The following is a 16,330-nucleotide window of genomic DNA, read 5'->3' as shown; positions in this document are numbered from 1 at the left end:
GGGCTCAGTTCTCGGCCGGCTGCATCGGTCCGTGCAGACTACCGCTCCGAAACTGCACCACATAGGGATTGGTGCTCACGCGGAAGTCCTCGACCGAGCCGATCCAGCGGAAGCGGCCGTCGTAGAGGAGGGCCACCCGCTCGGCGCAGCGGTCGATCGTGCTCATCACGTGGCTGACCACCAGGGTGGAGGCGTGGACGATGCGGGAGGTGCGCACGATCAGGTCCTCGATGCGGGTGCAGGCCACCGGGTCCAGACCGGCCGTCGGTTCGTCGAAGAGCAGCAGGGGGGTGCGGGCCGAGGCCAGGGTGGGGTCGTCGATCAGGGCGCGGGCGAAGCTCACCCGCTTCTGCATGCCGCCGCTGAGCTCGCCCGGCATGCGATCGGCGATGCCCGCCAGCCCCACGGCCTGCAGGGCCTGGTCCACCCGTTCGGCGATCTCCCGCTCGCCCAGGCCGCTGAAGCGGTAGAGCAGGAAGCCGACGTTCTCGCGCACCGACAGCGAGGCCAGCAGGGCCGGGTTCTGGAACACCAGGCGCACGTCCGGAGGGTGGCGCTGGTCCAGGCGCAGGTAGGTCTGGGGTTCGCCGTGGATGCGCAGCAGCCCATCGGTGGGCAGTTGCAGCCCGGCCAGCAGCCGCAGCAGGGTGGATTTGCCCGAGCCCGAGGGGCCCACCACCACCAGCCGCTCGCCCGGGGTGAGGCTGAGGTCGACGCGGTCGAGGACCATGTTGGATCCCCAGCGCATGCTGAGGTTCTCCATCTGGGCCACCGGCGGGATGGCCGGGGGAACTTTCAGCGCGAGTTGACTGAGGGCCAAGGAACCACGGCGAGGGGGCCCCGGAGGCCCGGCTCCCATCCTGCCGGTTCAGGACGGGCTTTTCATCCGTACAGTTCGGGTGGTCTGTGTCGCGTCGCCACGCCCTGCCCTTGACGGTTCGAGGCTCCGCTGCGAACGCCCGCCGGCGCCGGGGCGGCTCCCGCCCGGGGCGCCCCCGCTGGGTGGGCCGCGGCGACCTCCGTCAGCAGGACCTGATGAGCCGCTCGCGGCGGGCGGCCCGCTGGCTGCAGCCCGGCCTGGTGGTGAAGCGCTGGATGATCACCTCGGGCCTGGGCCTGGTGATCGCCCTGCTGGGGGCGGCGGTATGGGCCGACCTGCAGCCGATCTACTGGACCCTCGAGACGATCCGCTGGGGGCTCAATCGCCTCACCCAGGTGATGCCCCGGGGCATCACCGGCCCCCTGGTGCTGCTGATCGGCGCCGCCATGGTCTGGCTCGGCCAGAGCCGCAGCTTCGGCGCCATCCAGCAGGCCCTGGCCCCGGAGAAGGACACCCTGCTGGTGGATGCCCTGCTGGCCCAGCGGCGCCTGAACCGCGGCCCCACCATCGTGGCCATCGGCGGCGGCACGGGGCTGGCCACCCTGCTGAGCGGCCTGAAGCGCTACAGCAGCAACCTCACCGCGATCGTCACGGTGGCCGATGACGGCGGCAGCAGCGGCGTGCTGCGGCGGGAGCTGGGGGTGCAGCCCCCCGGCGACATCCGCAACTGCCTGGCGGCCCTGGCACGGGAGGAACCCCTGCTCACCCGCCTGTTCCAATACCGCTTCAAGGCCGGCAGCGGCCTGGAGGGCCACAGCTTCGGCAACCTGTTCCTGAGTGCCCTGACGGCGATCACGGGCAGCCTGGAATCGGCGATCATCGCCAGCAGCCGGGTGCTCGCGGTCCAGGGCCAGGTGGTGCCGGCCACCAACGCCGACGTGCGCCTCTGGGCGGAGCTGGAGAACGGCGAGCGGATCGAGGGGGAATCCCAGATCGGCCACGCCCCCTGTCCGATCGTGCGCCTGGGCTGCACGCCGGAGCGGCCGCCGGCCCTGCCGCGGGCCCTGGAAGCGATCGCCAACGCGGAACTGATCGTGCTGGGGCCGGGGAGTCTCTACACCTCCCTGCTGCCCAACCTGCTGGTGCCGGAGCTGGTGAGCGCCATCAGCGCCAGCAAGGCGCCGCGGCTCTACATCTGCAACCTGATGACCCAGCCCGGCGAGACCGACGGTCTGGACGTCGGCGGCCACCTGCGGGCGATCGAAGCCCAGCTGGCGAGCCTGGGGGTGGAGCAGCGCCTGTTCACGGCCGTGCTGGCCCAGGAGGAACTGGACGACTCCAGCCTGCTGGACGTCTACCGGTTGCGGGGCGCCGAACCGGTGACGTGCGAGGCCTCCGTCCTCAGGGATCAGGGCTATGAGGTGATCCTGGCGCCCCTGCAGGGGGCCCGTCCCAGCGCCACCCTGCGCCATGAACCACGCAGCGTGGCCAAGGAGGTGATCCGGTTCTACCGGAAGCACAAAAGGGATTGAAAGTTGAACGTCGATGAGCGCTGCAGCCGCTGATCCCTAGGTCCATGGCCCCAAAGGGTTGTCGAACAGCAGCGTGGTGGCCGAAAACGACCTGAGGATTGGGACGCAGGAGAATCGCAGGCCCATGACCTGCAGGGCAGCCACACAAAAACGAGAATTCTGTGGGGAGTTCACATTTCGGCCAACCCATGGCGCGCCTGCCAGCAATAGATAAATCGAGCTTTAGCAGCGATTCCACCCCTGAAGGCCAGATCGAACGCACTCGCCTCAGATATCAGGCATTGCGGGCGATAGGTGCCACAGCAATGCTACGGGGTCCTGTCGCGACAAGGGAACGGCCCCTTCAACGCCCTTACAGGGCCTCAAGCCGATAAAGCCAAGAGCAGCGCTGGTGAAGTTACTGAGGAAAGACAATGATGATCAAAGCTCTTCGATCAATCCTGAGCCCACTTCGAAAAAAGCCATCAGGCCTGGACGACTTCCTAAAGGAAGTTTCGGGCATCATTCACCGGCGCAAATACCGGGCAAGAGCGCAATCTCTACGCCAAGTACGATCTGAAAGTTGCCTGGGTTGAGCCGATCCCCGAAATCTTCAGACAACTTCAAAAGAACACCAAAGAGCTTACAAAGAAGAAAGCCATGAACGCCTTGATCACAGATGTCGATGACAAGGAGTATGTGTTTCTCATTTCTAACAACAGTGGGGAGTCCTCCTCCATTCTCGACCTACATCTGCATAGGGACATTTGGCCTGAAGTCAACTACTCAACCACGATTCGCCTGAAGAGTACAACCCTGCCATCCCTGCCCAAAGTGCATCAACTGGATGAAAGAGATTACCAAGCACTGATCATGGACACCCAGGGATCAGAGTTGCTTGTCCTCAAGGGAGCCATTCCAGTACTGAAAGCTTTTCTATTCATCAAGACAGAAGTCCCAGATTTTGAGGCCTACACTGGCTGCTGCTAACCAAAGGACATGAACGCCTTCATGTCGCAGCTTGGATACAAAGAATACCGTCGATCGAGATTCGCGCGACGCGCGCAAGGAGGAAGCTACTACAACATTGTTTACAAGGCCCGCAGGTTTACCCGCTGACACGATCGCAGCAGATAAATGTCCAGGGGCAAACAAGTACGATCGGGTCAACTTCACTGCAGGCCGAAAACGCCTATGGCGAGATTGGCCATGCAGGATGAGGGCTCGCCAGCCAACCAGATCCTGCATCGGCCAAGCCAGAAGGTACAAGCTGACACTGCCGATGCTCAAGGACATTGTCCACCCGGGTTTCCATGGGTAACACTTATGGACAGCGGGAGCGAGAAGTTCAGGGATTTACCTGTTAGGATAACCTCAATTTGACTGAGGTCTTGAGGTGCCAGTCGCCAAGCTTATGTCATGGGGCATGTCCTAAACAATGCCTTCATCGCGGACTAAAGAAGAGCAAGAGCTCGCGAAGAGGATCAGAGACATCCTGATCATGAAGCCCAAGCGATGCCCATACCCCCTGATCAGAATCGGAGGCGATGAAGATGGAGCGTATCTGATTCCTGACGATCTTCAAGGAATCAGAGCCTGCTTCTCTCCAGGAGTGAACAATACAAAGAGTTTCGAAGATGAATTGGCAATAACATACGGGATCGTCTGCCACCTTTGTGATTACACCAGCGACTTGGAAGCCCTGGAGACGCCACTCGTTGAGTTCATGCAGACATTCAAAAAGAAATGGCTGGACATAGACCATGGCAAAGACAGCATCAACCTTGACGAATGGGTTGAAGAAGAATGTCCAGACCCGGCAGGCGATCTTCTCCTTCAAATGGACATTGAAGGCGCCGAGTACAGGAATCTTCTTGCCTGCAAGCAAAGCACACTGAACCGCTTCAGGATCATTGCGATTGAGCTGCATAGACTTGATTCAGCCAATGATCCAGAAGAGTTTGAAAACGAGCTTGGCCCATTGCTCAGAAGGCTCGACAACAGTCACATCTGCGTCCATGCCCATCCCAACAACTGCTGCGGTGAAGTAACTATTGAAGGCTCAGGTCTTGTCATACCGCGAGTCATCGAACTCACCTTTCTCAGGCGCGATCGCTTGAACCAGGGTCAGCCAGGCGCCTCCTACCAGCCACTGCTGCCGCAGCCCTTGGACCTCGACAGAAACGTGAAAGCGTTGCCGCCTCTGCTGTTAGAGGGAGATTGGGTCGACGAAAAGAGCTTTGAAGCTGAAACTCCCGCTGGAATCAGCACCTGGAAGAAAGTCGCTTTGCTATCACAAAAGCTGGATCACGCCCTTCGACAGCTCAATGAGGCCAACAAGCTATTCGAATACAAGCAAGAGTCCGCAAAGCGCAGGATTGAATACCTGGAGAGGCGCCTCGGCGAACTTGAGCGTCCCATCAAGATCTATCTTGGCATCAAAAGAATACTCAAGCCTGGAAAGAGTCGTGAATAAGGGAACTGGATCGGCCCAGTCAGCTTCTGCAGGTTAGGCGCACTGCAGGCCGGCCCTTCGGGCCTGCCGGATCAACAACCGATCACCTTGGGGTGGCTGTGTCCAATCGCCTCTCTTTGAAGCACTTGCCCGTGCCCATAGCTTCTGCCAAGCTGAGCGGTACACATGGACAGGAATGGACAGATTCAACCCAAGCGGCAAGCCACGCTTCAACCCATCCACTTCGTAACGCCACAGCAGGATCCCCAGGGGTCCTTCGTTGCGCTGACGGTCCCGTTCGCGTTAGCTTCTGGAAGCAGATTCACGCGTGGATTCCGGAAATAAGGCAGCAACTTTGCAGTATACAAGCGTAATCAAGGCAAGGATCATTGGGCGCTTCCGCTTCCAATAGCCCCACGTCAAGGCTAAGGCGCCATAAAACCCATCTGCTTTCATGGAGGATGAAGTCCCCCCTCCCAAAAAGACAGAGATCGTCAATGGGATGTATCCGTACCCCCCACGCGTCCAGGCTCGTATGTTGTAGTCCCAATCGGCCGTCACCTGGAAGTCCGGGTTATAGAGCGGTCGACCACCGCGTGCATGGCAGCCTCGGTAGAAGATGGCTTGATGACAGATATTGCGCCTCAGCAGCTTCGCCAGATTGAATTCACCATCGTAGATGGCCCCACCTTTTGCCCAACCGGCATCCCCGTCAATCAAGACATTCCCATAGTATGCCTGCCTCCAAAAGCAAAGCCTGGATGCATGGATATGCTGCCTGACGATCCTCAGCACAGATGGGTCGGCCAGCCGATCATCATGGCCAAGGAACAAGACCCAAGCCCCCGTAGATTGAGCCAAAGCCATATTCATGGCTGGATAGATGCCACTGGCCTCGAGATCCTGCATGTAACGAACATGGGCAGACTCTCCGACCAGCCGTTTGACATCGTCGCTGCGGGCCGAGAGTGAGTCAATGATAATGATTTCCCAGTCTGAGAAGTTCTGCTTATAGACACTCTCCAAGCACCTCGCGAAACGATCAAGCTGGGGATTGTATGTAGGGATAACAATGCTGAAGAAAGGTGCATGCGTCATGCCCATGGACGAGGGAACCAGCGCCACAGACAGCCTCAGCCGGGGAACTCAATCGTACACGGCGAAGAATAGTCTGTGCCAGTGAATGCCTTGCTATCGGCATGGCCTTGCCCACGGAGACAGATCTTTTCCGTCGGCCCTATCATTTTCTCAGGCAAGAGTCCATTCACAAGCCTGCAGGCCTCAGAACTCCATGGGATCAACCATCTAATGGCCCATGGGAGTTTCCAAGACTAGGATCCGTCCATCGGACTCGCGTGCAGCAGTGCCCTTACCCAAGGCCATCGCCTTCTATCTTCCCCAGTACCACCCGATTCCTGAAAACGATGCTTGGTGGGGAAAAGGCTTCACAGAATGGCGCAACGTAGCCAAGGCACGTTCCCTGTTCCGCCATCATTACCAACCCCATCTGCCGGCGGATCTTGGCTTCTACGACCTTCGCCTGCCGGAAGCGCGCCAGGCCCAGGCGGAACTGGCCCAGGCGTTCGGAATCCACGGCTTCTGCTACTACCACTACTGGTTCAATGGCCGCAGGGTCCTGCAACGGCCCTTCGAAGACGTGCTGGCTTCAGGGGAGCCTGACTTTCCCTTCTGCCTCTGCTGGGCCAATGAAAACTGGACCCGGCGCTGGGACGGGTCCGATGATGAGATTCTTCTTGAGCAGATCTACAGCGAGCAGGACGATCGCGATCACCTGATGTCCTTGTTGGCAGCCTTCAGGGATCCCCGCTACATCAGGATCGAAGGCAAACCGCTGTTTCTGGTCTACCGCACCAGCGCCCTGCCCCAGCCGGCCCGAACGGCCGAAATCTGGCGTTCGATCGCCCATGACCATGGCCTTGGAGATCTCTATCTCGTTTCCGTTGAATCGAAAGAGGAGGAGATCAACAACCCCCAAAGCTTCGGCTTTGATGCCGCCGTGGAATTTCAGCCCTGCTGGCCGATGCTGGGTACGCTGCCCTCGCAGACTCCCAGCCTTCGTGAAACGATCAAGGGGATCATCAAGAATGAGTCTCCAGGCAAGAAGATCCACCGGGTCATCGACTACGAGAAGGTCTGCCAAGCCGCCCTTGCCAGGCCAGCTCCCCCCTATCCCCGCTTTCCCTGTGTCACCCCCTCCTGGGACAACACGGCTCGCCGCCGCTGGGGGGGCATCATCCTCCAGGATGGGACACCGGAGCGCTACGGCCACTGGCTCAGGCAGACAGTGGAACGCCTCCCTGACTACGCTCTTCCTGAACCGGTCGTCTTCATCAACGCCTGGAACGAGTGGGCCGAAGGCAACCACCTGGAACCCGATCAGCGCTGGGGAACCCGCTACCTCAAAGAAACGCTCGCTGCGCTCAGCGGCACAGACGCTCCATAGAGGGGTTCAATAGGCATCCTGCATCTCATAGAAATCAGGCTGCACATAGTCCTTGCGCAGCGGGTAGCCCTTCCAGTCCTCGGGCATCAGCAGCCGCTTGGGATGGGGATGGCCCTCGTAGGAGATGCCGTACATGTCGAAGGTTTCGCGCTCCTGCCAGTCCGCACCGCGGAACAGGCCATAGAGGCTGGGGATCGAGAGGGCACCGTCCCGGGGCAGGAACACCTTGAGACGCACTTCCTCCGGACGCGCATCGGCCGGCAGGGGGCCGGTGGCTTCGGCCATGGCCGAAAACTGATCGACCATGGAGGCCAACTTGACCAGGTGGTAGAAGCTCACCAGCCGGCCCCCCGGTCCCTCGTCGTAGCCCCCCTGGCACTGGAGATAATCAAAGCCGGCCGCCTTCAGGGCCGTGGCCACCAGCGGCAGGGCCGCAGGCTCCACCCCGAGCAGTTCGACACCCGAGTGGTCCGGGCCCAGGGCGACGGCATCGAAACCCTGGCCGCTCAGCCAGGTGGCCACAGGGCCAGGGGCGGCGGCCTGGAGGGCACCGGCATCCGCGGATTCCTTGGCGTCCGAGGCGCCGGGGGTGACGGGGGACTCCTCAGGCATCGGTGGTGGTGGCGGTGGTGGCAGGGACGGTGGCGGTGTCAGCGGCGGCGCCCATCGGCAGACCGGCGGCGGCGGCCAGGGCGGCCTGCTGGGTTTCAGCCCGCAGGTAGGCCCCGGTGACGATCGGCTCGATCCGCTTCATCTGGTGGGGAATCGTGCAGTAGCGGTGGGTGGGTCGCAGGTTGCCGCGCTCGGCCAGGGCTTCGTTGCCGACCTTCTTGCGCAGCTTGATCACCGCATCGAAGATCGCTTCGGGGCGGGGCGGGCAGCCGGGCAGGTAGAGATCGACGGGGATCAGCTTGTCGACCCCGCGCACCGCCGTGGTGGAGTCGGCGGAGAACATGCCGCCGGTGATGGTGCAGGCCCCCATGGCGATCACGTACTTGGGCTCAGGCATCTGCTCGTAGAGCCGCACCAGCGCCGGCCCCATCTTCATCGTCACGGTGCCGGCCACGATCAGCAGGTCGGCCTGACGGGGGCTGGAACGGGGCACCAGACCGAAGCGGTCGAAGTCGAAGCGGGAGCCGATCAGGGCCGCGAACTCGATGAAGCAACAGGCCGTGCCGTAGAGGAGCGGCCAGAGGCTGCTGAGCCGGGCCCAGTTGTGGAGGTCGTCGAGGCTGGTGAGAATGATGTTCTCGGACAGGTCGGCGGTGACGCCGGGGGCGCCCACGGGGCCGCAGCTGGCCTCACGCAGATCGCGCAGGGCATCGACGGATAGGGAGCCGGCAGGAGGTGTGAGGGTCATGGTGGGGAGGTGCTCAGCTCCACTCGAGGGCGCCCTTGCGCCAGGCGTACGCCAGGGCCAGCACCAGGATGGAGATGAAGATCAGAGCCTCGATGAAGGCCAGCAGCCCGAGCCGGTGGAAGGCCACCGCCCAGGGATAGAGGAACACGGTCTCGACATCGAAGATGACGAAGACCAGGGCGAACATGTAGTAGCGGATATTGAACTGGATCCAGGCCCCGCCGATCGGTTCCATGCCCGATTCGTAGGTGAGCTGACGCTCCCCCTGGCGGCTCTTGGGCGCCAGCAGCTTGTTGGCCACCAGCGCCAGCACCGGAACCGCCGCCGAGATCAGCAGGAAGCCCAGAAAGGCGTCGTAGCCGGAGAGCACAAACATCGGCGGACCCAACCTGGCGCGCATTCTGCCACCTGCTTCCGGGGGCGGGGGTCGCCGCGACGACCGGCGCGGCCGGATGGCCGGAGCAGCCGCGGGCCCCGGGGTCGCCGTCGATAGAGTTCCCATGTATGGCCAGGCACGGGATGAGCACGGAACCGCCGACGGAGACACCCACCGAAGAGGTCCCCACCGGGCCCGCCGGGGCCGTCAGCGAGGCGGCCGAAACCGTCGCCGAGGATCCATCCAGCCACCGGTTCGAGTGCCGCAGCTGCGGCTTCGTCTATGACCCGGCCGAGGGGGTGAAGAAGCTGGGGATCCCCTCCGGCACCTCCTTTCTCGACCTCGACCCGGTCGGTTTCCGCTGCCCGGTCTGCCGGAGCCGGGTGGGGGCCTTCAAGGACATTGGCCCACGCAACAAGCCCAGTGGCTTCGAGGAGAACCTCAACTTCGGCCTGGGGGTGAACCGCCTCACCCCCGGTCAGAAGAACGTCCTGATCTTCGGGGGGTTCGCCCTCGCCTTCGCTTTCTTCCTCTCTCTCTATTCCCTGCGTTGATGCCTGCGCCCCTTCCCGCCCTGCCGGCCTTGCTCCGCCCGCTGCGGCCCCTGCTCAGCCTGGCGATCTCGCTCGTGCTCGCCCTCGGCCTCACGGGCTGCGTCACCACCGGATTGCCCACCGCCGCCGCCAGCCCCTGGCAGGCGGTCCCCCTGGACACCCGCTCCAACCCCCTCGACGTGGCCTTCAGCAGCGCCGACCACGGGTTCCTGGTGGGCAGCAACCGGCTGATCATGGAAACCGACGACGCTGGCGCCAGCTGGCAGGAACGGGCCCTCGACCTGCCGGAGGAGGAGAACTTCCGGCTGATCAGCATCGACTTCAACGGCCCTGAGGGCTGGATCGTGGGCCAGCCCGGCCTGCTGCTGCACAGCGACGATGCCGGCAGCAGCTGGAGCCGGCTGCTGCTCGACACCAAGCTGCCCGGCGAGCCCTACCTGGTGACGGCCCTGGGGCCGAAGACCGCGGAGCTGGCCACCAACGTCGGTGCCGTCTACCGCACCACCGATGCCGGCTCCAGCTGGCAGGCCCTGGTGGGGGATGCCGCGGGCGCCATCCGCGACCTGCGCCGCAGCGCCGAGGGCGACTACGTCAGCGTCAGCAGCCTGGGGAACTTCTTCGCCACCTGGGAACCGGGCCTGCCCGCCTGGCAGGTGCACCAGCGGGTCAGCAGCCAGCGGCTGCAGTCGATGGGCTTCCAGCCCGACGGCCACCTCTGGATGGTGGCCCGGGGCGCCCAGCTGCGTTTCGACGGCGACCCGAGCACCGCCGAGAGCACCGAGAGCGGCGACTGGAGCAAGCCCGTGATCCCGATCACCAACGGCTATGGCTACCTCGACATGGCCTGGGACCCCCGGGGCGCCGTGTGGACCGGCGGCGGCAACGGCACCCTGCTGGTGAGCAACGATGCCGGCGCCAGCTGGCAGCGGGATCCGGTGGGCACTGAGCAGCCCACCAACTTCTCCCGGATCGTCTTCTCCCCCGATGGCAAGGGCTTCGTCCTGGGGGAGCGGGGCGTGCTGCTGCGCTGGGTGGGCTGAGGGCGGGGGGCAACTGCATCCCTCTGTAACCAACCCCCCGCCCGGCTGGCGGAGCCCCCCGATCGACCCCTAGGATCTCCTGGCTGAACGCTTGTTGCTATGGCTGCCGGCTCCACAGGGGAACGCCCGTTCTTCGAGATCATCACAAGCATCCGCTACTGGGTCATCCATGCGGTGACCCTGCCGGCCATCTTCCTGGCGGGCTTCCTGTTCGTGTCGACCGGCCTGGCCTACGACGCCTTCGGCACGCCCCGTCCCGATGCCTACTTCCAGGCCCAGGAAACCAAGGCTCCCGTTGTGAGTCAGCGTTACGAGGGCAAGAGCAGCCTTGATCTGCGCCTCCAGGAACCATGACCCAGTCCACCGCCCCCACCACGCCGCGCAACTATCCGATCTTCACGGTGCGCTGGCTTTCCGTCCACGCCCTCGGCATTCCCACGGTCTTCTTCCTGGGTGCCCTGGCGGCCATGCAGTTCGTCCGTCGCTGAGACATCCATGCAGCGCAATCCCAACCCCAACAACCTGCCGGTCGAGCTGAACCGCACCAGCCTCTATCTGGGCCTGCTGTTCGTGTTCGTCATCGGCATCCTCTTCTCCAGCTACTTCTTCAACTGATCGGGAGGCACCCCATCCATGAGCGGCAAGAAATCCTCACTTCCTGACGGCCGGATCCCCGACCGCCTTCCCGACGGCCGCCCGGCCGTGGCCTGGAAGAGCCGGTGGACCGAAGGGGTCCTGCCGCTCTGGATGGTCGCCACCGCCGGTGGCATGGCCGTGATCTTTGTGGTCGGTCTGTTCTTCTACGGCTCCTATGTGGGTGTCGGTTCGGCCTGATGGGACGGTGGCCAGCGCGCTGCCCCCAGTGACCCATCCAGCGGATCCCCAGGGATCCGCTTTTTGTTGGCCATGATCCTGTTGCCATGGTTGAGGCCGTGGGCTCCAGCGGGGCGGTTCATCCCTGGCGACGCAGCTCCTCCGGCGGCAGGGCCAGAAACGCCTCCCGGCTCAGGACCCGATCCCCTGTTCCAGCCTCGCTGGCCAGGGGCATCAGCCGCACCTGGCCGGCCCCGGCTTCCTCATCGCCCAGCAGCAGGGCCCAGCGGGCGCCGCTCCTGCGGGCCCGCTTGAGCTGTTTGTCGAACCCGGCGCCGCTGAGATCCAGCTGCACCGCCAGCGGAGCCCCAGGGCGCTGGCGACAGCACCTGGCGAGCTCCAGGGCGCAGGCCTCTCCCAGGGCCCCCCGGTTCACCACGTAGAGGTCGGGTTGGGCGGCCGTCACTGGAGCCTGGGTGCCCGCTTCCATCGCCTGGCTGAGCAGCAGCACCAGCCTCTCCATGCCCAGGGCCCAGCCGATGGCCGGCGTGGGGGGCCCGCCCAGCTGCTCCACCAGGCCGTCGTAGCGACCGCCGCCGCACACCGTCGCCTGCGCCCCGAGCTGGCTGCTGGTGATCTCGAAGGCGGTGTGGCCGTAATAATCAAGCCCCCGCACCAACCGCGGATTCAGCTCGAACGGGATGGCGAGCGCCTCCAGGCCCTGGCGCACCCTTAGAAAGCGTTCATGGCTCTCGCCGCTGAGGGCATCGGCCAGGGTGGGGGCGCCGGCCAGCAGGGCCTGGGTCTCGGGGTTCTTGGAATCGAGCACCCGCAGGGGGTTGGTGGCGATCCGCTGCTGCGAATCGGGATCCAGGCGCTCCCGGTGGGCCTCCAGCCAGGCCACCAGTTCGGCCCGATAGCGCTGCCGGTCCTCGGGACTGCCGAGGGAGTTGAGCTCCAGGGACAGGCCCCCCACCCCCAGATCCATCAGCAGATCCCAGGCGATGGCGATGGCCTCGACGTCGCTGCGGGGATCGCCGTGGCCGAGGAACTCCAGGCCGATCTGGTGGAACTGCCGCTGCCGGCCGGCCTGGGGCCTCTCGTAGCGGAACATCGGCCCGCCGTACCAGAGCCGCTGGGGTCCCTGGGCCACCAGGCCATGCTGGATCGCGGCCCGCACCACCGAGGCGGTGCCCTCGGGCCGCAGGGTGCAGCTGCGGGCGCCGCGGTCCTCGAAGCTGTACATCTCCTTGCCCACCACGTCGGTGGCCTCGCCGATGCCCCGGGCGAACAGCTCGGTCACCTCGAGCAGGGGCGTGCGGATCTCCTCGACGGCGGCCCGACGGAAGTGCTCCCGGGCGGTGGCTTCGATCCGCTGCCAGAAGGGGGTCTGACCGGGCAGCAGGTCGACCATGCCCCGCAGACTCTGGAGCGGTTTCAAGACGGTGCGGATCGACAGCGACCCATTGTGCCCGAAGGGGTCGGCTCAGACGCCGTGGAAGGAGCGGTACCAGGCGGCGAACTGCCCGATCCCGGTTTCGATCGCCGTGGAGGGACGGAACCCCACCCAGGACTCCAGGGCGGTGGTGTCGGCGGCGGTGGCCGGCACGTCCCCGGGCTGCATGGGCTGCAGATCCCGGATCGCCGGACGGCCGAGGGCCTGCTCGAGCAGGTCGATGAACCGCAGCAGGGGCACGGGCCGGGCATTGCCGATGTTGAAGACCCGGTGGGGGGCGGCGGCCGTGGCGGGGTCGGGATGCAGCGGATCGAAGGCCGGATCCGCCGTGGCGGGCTTGTCGAGGCAGCGGATCACCCCTTCGACGATGTCGTCGATGTAGGTGAAATCCCGCTCCATGCGGCCGTGGTTGAACACCCGGATCGGATCGCCGGCCAGGATCGCACGGGCGAACAGCATCGGCGCCATGTCGGGCCGGCCCCAGGGGCCATAGACGGTGAAGAAGCGCAGGCCGGTGGCCGGCAGACCGTAGAGGTGGCTGTAGGTGTGGGCCATCAGTTCATTGGCCTTCTTGGTGGCCGCATACAGGCTCACCGGATGGTTCACCGGGTCCTGCTCGCGGAAGGGCATGTGGCGGTTGCCGCCGTAGATCGAGCTGCTGGAGGCATACACCAGATGCTCCACACCCGCCTGGCGACAGCCTTCGAGCACCGTGCCGAACCCCACCAGGTTGCTCTGGATGTAGAGCGCCGGGTTGTCGATCGAGTGCCGCACCCCGGCCTGGGCGGCCAGATGCAGCACCCGGGCGGGCCGCTCGGCGGCGAACAGGGCCGCCACCGCTTCGGCGTCCACCAGATCGAGGGGATGGAAGGCGAAGGCGCCGGCCGGAGCCAGGGCCTCCAGCCGCTCCAGCCGGGCCCGCTTCAGGGCCGGGTCGTAGTAGGCGTTGAGATTGTCGAGCCCCACCACCCGCTCGCCCCGGGCCAGCAACCGCTCGGCCGCCGCCGCGCCGATGAAGCCGGCGACCCCGGTGACGAGGATCGGCCCTTTCGCCGTCAACGGCCCGCCCGCACCCGTTCCCGGAAGTAGGCGATGGTGGGCTCCAGTCCCTCGTCCAGGCTCACCTTCGGCTCCCACCCGAGCAGCTCGCGGGCGAGGTCGATCACGGGCTGGCGCTGCAGGGGATCGTCCTGGGGCAGGGGCTGGGTGGTGAGCTCCAGAGAGGGCTGGATCCGCTCCCGGACCTTCTCGGCCAGCTGGCGAATGGTGAACTCACCGGGGTTGCCGATGTTGATCGGGCCGGTGTGCTCGCCGTTCATCAGCCGGATCATGCCCTCGATCAGGTCATCCACGTAGCAGAAGGAGCGGGTCTGGCTGCCGTCGCCATAAAGAGTGAGGGGCAGACCCTGCAGGGCCTGGACGATGAAGTTGCTCACCACCCGGCCGTCGTCCGGGAGCATGCGGGGCCCGTAGGTGTTGAAGATCCGCATCACACGGATCTCGGTGCCGTGCATGCGCTGGTAATCGAAGCAGAGCGTCTCGGCGATCCGCTTGCCTTCGTCGTAGCAGGAGCGGATGCCAATGGTGTTGACGCAGCCCCGGTAGCTCTCAGGCTGGGGATGGACCTCCGGATCGCCGTAGACCTCGCTGGTGCTGGCCAGCAGCAGCCTGGCGCCGACGCGACGCGCCAGGCCGAGCATGTTGTAGGTGCCGAGGAAGCTGGTCTTGGCCGTCTTGATCGGGTTCGACTGGTAGTGCACGGGCGACGCCGGGCAGGCGAGATGCCAGATGCGGTCGATCTCGAGGCGGATCGGCTCGGTGACGTCGTGGCGAATCAGCTCGAACTGGGGGTGACCCAGCCAGTGGCGGATGTTGTCCTTGCGCCCGGTGTAGAAGTTGTCGAGGCAGATCACCTCCTCGCCAGCCTCCATCAGCCGGTCGACCAGATGGGAACCGAGGAAGCCGGCCCCGCCCGTGATCAGATTGCGCCGCGTCACTCAGCCCTCACCCACCCGCCAGACGTTAAGACCCGCCGCCCGGGCGGCAGCGGCATCGGCGATGGCCCTGGCGTCGAACAGCCAGGCCGGGCGACGCATCTGGGCCGCGATCGCCGCCCAGTCGAGCCGGGCGTAGTCACGCCATTCGGTGAGGATCACCACGGCATCGGCGCCGGCGGCGGCCTCCAGGGGCGATCCCGCCGTCTGCCAGCCGCCGTCGGCCGGCGAGGGGGGCTGGCCGAGGTCCTCGGCGATCTGGGCGGCTGACACCTTGGGATCCACGATCACCAGGCGAGCCCCCTCCTCGATCAGGTCCTGGCAGATGCGGATGGCAGGCGCCTCCCGGGTGTCGTTGGTGTCCGCCTTGAAGGCGAAGCCCAGCACCGCCAGCCGCTTGCCGGTGACGGTGCCGAACAGGCGCTGGACCACCAGCCGGGCGATGCGGTCCTGCTGCCAGGTGTTGAGGGTCACCACCTGCTCCCAGTAGCCCGCCACCTCCTCCAGCCCGTAGTGGCGGCAGAGGTACACCAGGTTGAGGATGTCCTTCTGGAAGCAGCTGCCGCCGAAGCCGGGTCCTGCCTGAAGGAACCTGGCGCCGATCCTGGAATCGGTGCCGATGGCGCGGCCCACCTCGCGCACGTCGGCCCCGGTGGCTTCGCAGAGGGCGGCGATGCTGTTGATCGAGGAGATCCTCTGGGCCAGATAGGCGTTGGCGGTGAGCTTGGACAGCTCGCTGCTCCAGAGATTGGTGCGCAGGATCCGCTCCTGGGGCACCCAGGTGCCGTAGATCCCGGCCAGGGATTCGATCGCCGCGGGGTCTTCTCCGCCGATCAGCACCCGGTCGGGGGCCTCGAGGTCGGCGACCGCCGTGCCCTCGGCCAGGAACTCGGGATTGGAGAGCACCGCAAAGGTCTTGGCTTGCCTGCGATCGCCCTCCGGGCGGTTCTGCTGGGCGGCCCCCAGGATCGCCTTCACGGTCTCGGCGGTGCGCACCGGCAGGGTGCTCTTCTCCACCACGATCGTGTGGCCCCGGGCGGAGGCGGCCACCTGGCGGGCCGAGGCCTCGATCCAGCGCAGGTCACTGGCCTGGCCGGCCCCCACGCCCTTGGTCTTGGTGGGGGTGTTCACCGAGAGAAACACCATGTCGGCGGCGGCAATCGCCGCATCCACCTCGGTGGTGAAGTGGAGGTTGCGCCCCCTGGCCCTGCCCACCACGGCATCGAGGCCGGGTTCGTACACCGGCAGCCGGCCCAGATCCGGATCATTCCAGGCGGCGATCCGCTCGGCATTGAGGTCGACCACCGTGACCTGAATCCCGGGGCAACGATCGGCGATCACCGCCATCGTCGGTCCCCCCACATAACCCGCTCCGATGCAACAGATGGTGCGAATCGGCGGATGGGCCGGGTCCATGGGGGATGGCAGTGCTGCGGGGACATTACCGCCATTGCCTGGCTTTGGCCGTGGCCGGGCGATGGCGGGGA

The 16,330-nt window shown here is 65.0% G+C and carries 18 protein-coding genes and 1 pseudogene; 10 read left to right on the top strand and 9 right to left on the bottom strand.

Translation table 11 applies throughout. The features are described from left to right. Positions 1 to 4: 4 nt before the first annotated feature. Positions 5 to 763, bottom strand: a complete 759-nt coding sequence (locus H6G99_RS09150; RefSeq protein ID WP_190611451.1) for an ABC transporter ATP-binding protein — start codon at positions 761 to 763, stop codon at positions 5 to 7. A gap of 272 nt (positions 764 to 1,035) precedes the next feature. Here H6G99_RS09150 and H6G99_RS09145 point away from each other — a divergent pair, with 272 nt between their 5' ends. The 3 genes and pseudogenes from H6G99_RS09145 to H6G99_RS09135 all read left to right on the top strand — a co-directional run bounded on the left by H6G99_RS09145 (position 1,036) and on the right by H6G99_RS09135 (position 4,807). Next, entirely contained in the window at positions 1,036 to 2,352 is a 1,317-nt protein-coding gene (locus H6G99_RS09145) for a gluconeogenesis factor YvcK family protein (RefSeq protein WP_094584469.1), read from the top strand. A gap of 522 nt (positions 2,353 to 2,874) precedes the next feature. Further along, a pseudogene (locus H6G99_RS09140) lies at positions 2,875 to 3,321 on the top strand (FkbM family methyltransferase); the annotation flags it as partial. A 622-nt stretch (positions 3,322 to 3,943) separates the two neighbouring features. Continuing rightward, complete coding sequence (locus H6G99_RS09135) at positions 3,944 to 4,807, top strand: FkbM family methyltransferase (RefSeq protein WP_190611191.1); 864 nt, start codon at positions 3,944 to 3,946, stop codon at positions 4,805 to 4,807. Positions 4,808 to 5,089: 282 nt separating this feature from the next. Here H6G99_RS09135 and H6G99_RS09130 read toward each other — a convergent pair whose 3' ends face one another. Continuing rightward, complete coding sequence (locus tag H6G99_RS09130; protein ID WP_190611190.1) at positions 5,090 to 5,911, bottom strand: glycosyltransferase; 822 nt, start codon at positions 5,909 to 5,911, stop codon at positions 5,090 to 5,092. A gap of 238 nt (positions 5,912 to 6,149) precedes the next feature. Here H6G99_RS09130 and H6G99_RS09125 point away from each other — a divergent pair, with 238 nt between their 5' ends. After that, on the top strand, positions 6,150 to 7,250 hold the full coding sequence (locus tag H6G99_RS09125) for a glycosyltransferase WbsX family protein (protein WP_199297098.1): 1,101 nt from the start codon (positions 6,150 to 6,152) through the stop codon (positions 7,248 to 7,250). 6 nt (positions 7,251 to 7,256) lie between these two features. On the opposite strand, the gene H6G99_RS09120 is transcribed toward H6G99_RS09125, so the two are convergent. The 3 genes from H6G99_RS09120 to ndhC are packed head-to-tail and all read right to left on the bottom strand — an operon-like array spanning position 7,257 to position 8,986. Further along, positions 7,257 to 7,862 carry an NAD(P)H-quinone oxidoreductase subunit J gene (locus H6G99_RS09120; RefSeq protein ID WP_094584365.1) on the bottom strand — a complete coding sequence of 202 codons (606 nt, stop codon included), beginning with the start codon at positions 7,860 to 7,862 and terminating at the stop codon, positions 7,257 to 7,259. Then, entirely contained in the window at positions 7,855 to 8,610 is a 756-nt protein-coding gene (gene nuoB / locus H6G99_RS09115; RefSeq protein WP_190611187.1) for an NADH-quinone oxidoreductase subunit NuoB, read from the bottom strand. Before nuoB ends, H6G99_RS09120 begins: the two co-directional genes overlap by 8 nt. Positions 8,611 to 8,623: 13 nt before the next feature. Then, positions 8,624 to 8,986: a photosynthetic/respiratory NAD(P)H-quinone oxidoreductase subunit C gene (ndhC, locus tag H6G99_RS09110; RefSeq protein ID WP_015109697.1), complete on the bottom strand. Its 363-nt coding sequence runs from the start codon at positions 8,984 to 8,986 to the stop codon at positions 8,624 to 8,626. 143 nt (positions 8,987 to 9,129) lie between these two features. Between ndhC and H6G99_RS09105 the strand changes: the two genes are divergently transcribed. The 6 genes from H6G99_RS09105 to H6G99_RS09080 all read left to right on the top strand — a co-directional run bounded on the left by H6G99_RS09105 (position 9,130) and on the right by H6G99_RS09080 (position 11,414). Continuing rightward, positions 9,130 to 9,540: a rubredoxin gene (locus tag H6G99_RS09105; RefSeq protein WP_094584363.1), complete on the top strand. Its 411-nt coding sequence runs from the start codon at positions 9,130 to 9,132 to the stop codon at positions 9,538 to 9,540. Continuing rightward, the gene (locus tag H6G99_RS09100) at positions 9,540 to 10,580 is read left to right on the top strand and encodes a photosynthesis system II assembly factor Ycf48 (protein ID WP_190611185.1); all 1,041 of its coding nucleotides are present in this window, start codon (positions 9,540 to 9,542) and stop codon (positions 10,578 to 10,580) included. The genes H6G99_RS09105 and H6G99_RS09100 overlap by 1 nt, the downstream gene beginning before the upstream one ends. A gap of 99 nt (positions 10,581 to 10,679) precedes the next feature. Beyond that, entirely contained in the window at positions 10,680 to 10,934 is a 255-nt protein-coding gene (psbE, locus tag H6G99_RS09095; protein WP_015109700.1) for a cytochrome b559 subunit alpha, read from the top strand. Continuing rightward, on the top strand, positions 10,931 to 11,068 hold the full coding sequence (gene psbF / locus H6G99_RS09090) for a cytochrome b559 subunit beta (RefSeq protein ID WP_015109701.1): 138 nt from the start codon (positions 10,931 to 10,933) through the stop codon (positions 11,066 to 11,068). The genes psbE and psbF overlap by 4 nt, the downstream gene beginning before the upstream one ends. A 7-nt stretch (positions 11,069 to 11,075) precedes the next feature. After that, positions 11,076 to 11,195, top strand: coding sequence for a photosystem II reaction center protein PsbL (psbL, locus tag H6G99_RS09085; RefSeq protein WP_015109702.1), 120 nt, complete (start codon positions 11,076 to 11,078; stop codon positions 11,193 to 11,195). A gap of 18 nt (positions 11,196 to 11,213) precedes the next feature. Continuing rightward, positions 11,214 to 11,414: a photosystem II reaction center protein J gene (locus tag H6G99_RS09080; protein ID WP_015109703.1), complete on the top strand. Its 201-nt coding sequence runs from the start codon at positions 11,214 to 11,216 to the stop codon at positions 11,412 to 11,414. A 118-nt stretch (positions 11,415 to 11,532) separates the two neighbouring features. On the opposite strand, the gene hisS is transcribed toward H6G99_RS09080, so the two are convergent. From hisS to H6G99_RS09060, 4 genes are read right to left on the bottom strand one after another with little or no spacing between them, the layout of a single operon-like run. Beyond that, positions 11,533 to 12,834 (bottom strand): histidine--tRNA ligase, encoded by a 1,302-nt coding sequence (gene hisS / locus H6G99_RS09075; protein WP_190611184.1) that lies wholly within the window; start codon positions 12,832 to 12,834, stop codon positions 11,533 to 11,535. A 45-nt stretch (positions 12,835 to 12,879) separates the two neighbouring features. After that, the gene (locus H6G99_RS09070) at positions 12,880 to 13,908 is read right to left on the bottom strand and encodes an NAD-dependent epimerase/dehydratase family protein (RefSeq protein WP_190611182.1); all 1,029 of its coding nucleotides are present in this window, start codon (positions 13,906 to 13,908) and stop codon (positions 12,880 to 12,882) included. Further along, positions 13,905 to 14,846, bottom strand: a complete 942-nt coding sequence (locus tag H6G99_RS09065) for a UDP-glucuronic acid decarboxylase family protein (protein ID WP_094584359.1) — start codon at positions 14,844 to 14,846, stop codon at positions 13,905 to 13,907. Before H6G99_RS09065 ends, H6G99_RS09070 begins: the two co-directional genes overlap by 4 nt. Further along, positions 14,847 to 16,259 carry a nucleotide sugar dehydrogenase gene (locus H6G99_RS09060; protein WP_190611181.1) on the bottom strand — a complete coding sequence of 471 codons (1,413 nt, stop codon included), beginning with the start codon at positions 16,257 to 16,259 and terminating at the stop codon, positions 14,847 to 14,849. Positions 16,260 to 16,330: the final 71 nt, after the last annotated feature.

The organism is Synechococcus sp. FACHB-909, from assembly GCF_014698945.1.
In the GTDB taxonomy this organism is placed as follows: domain Bacteria; phylum Cyanobacteriota; class Cyanobacteriia; order PCC-6307; family Cyanobiaceae; genus Cyanobium.
The sequence above is the reverse complement of the archived record's forward strand: the minus strand, read 5'-3'. Positions and strand labels throughout refer to the sequence as shown.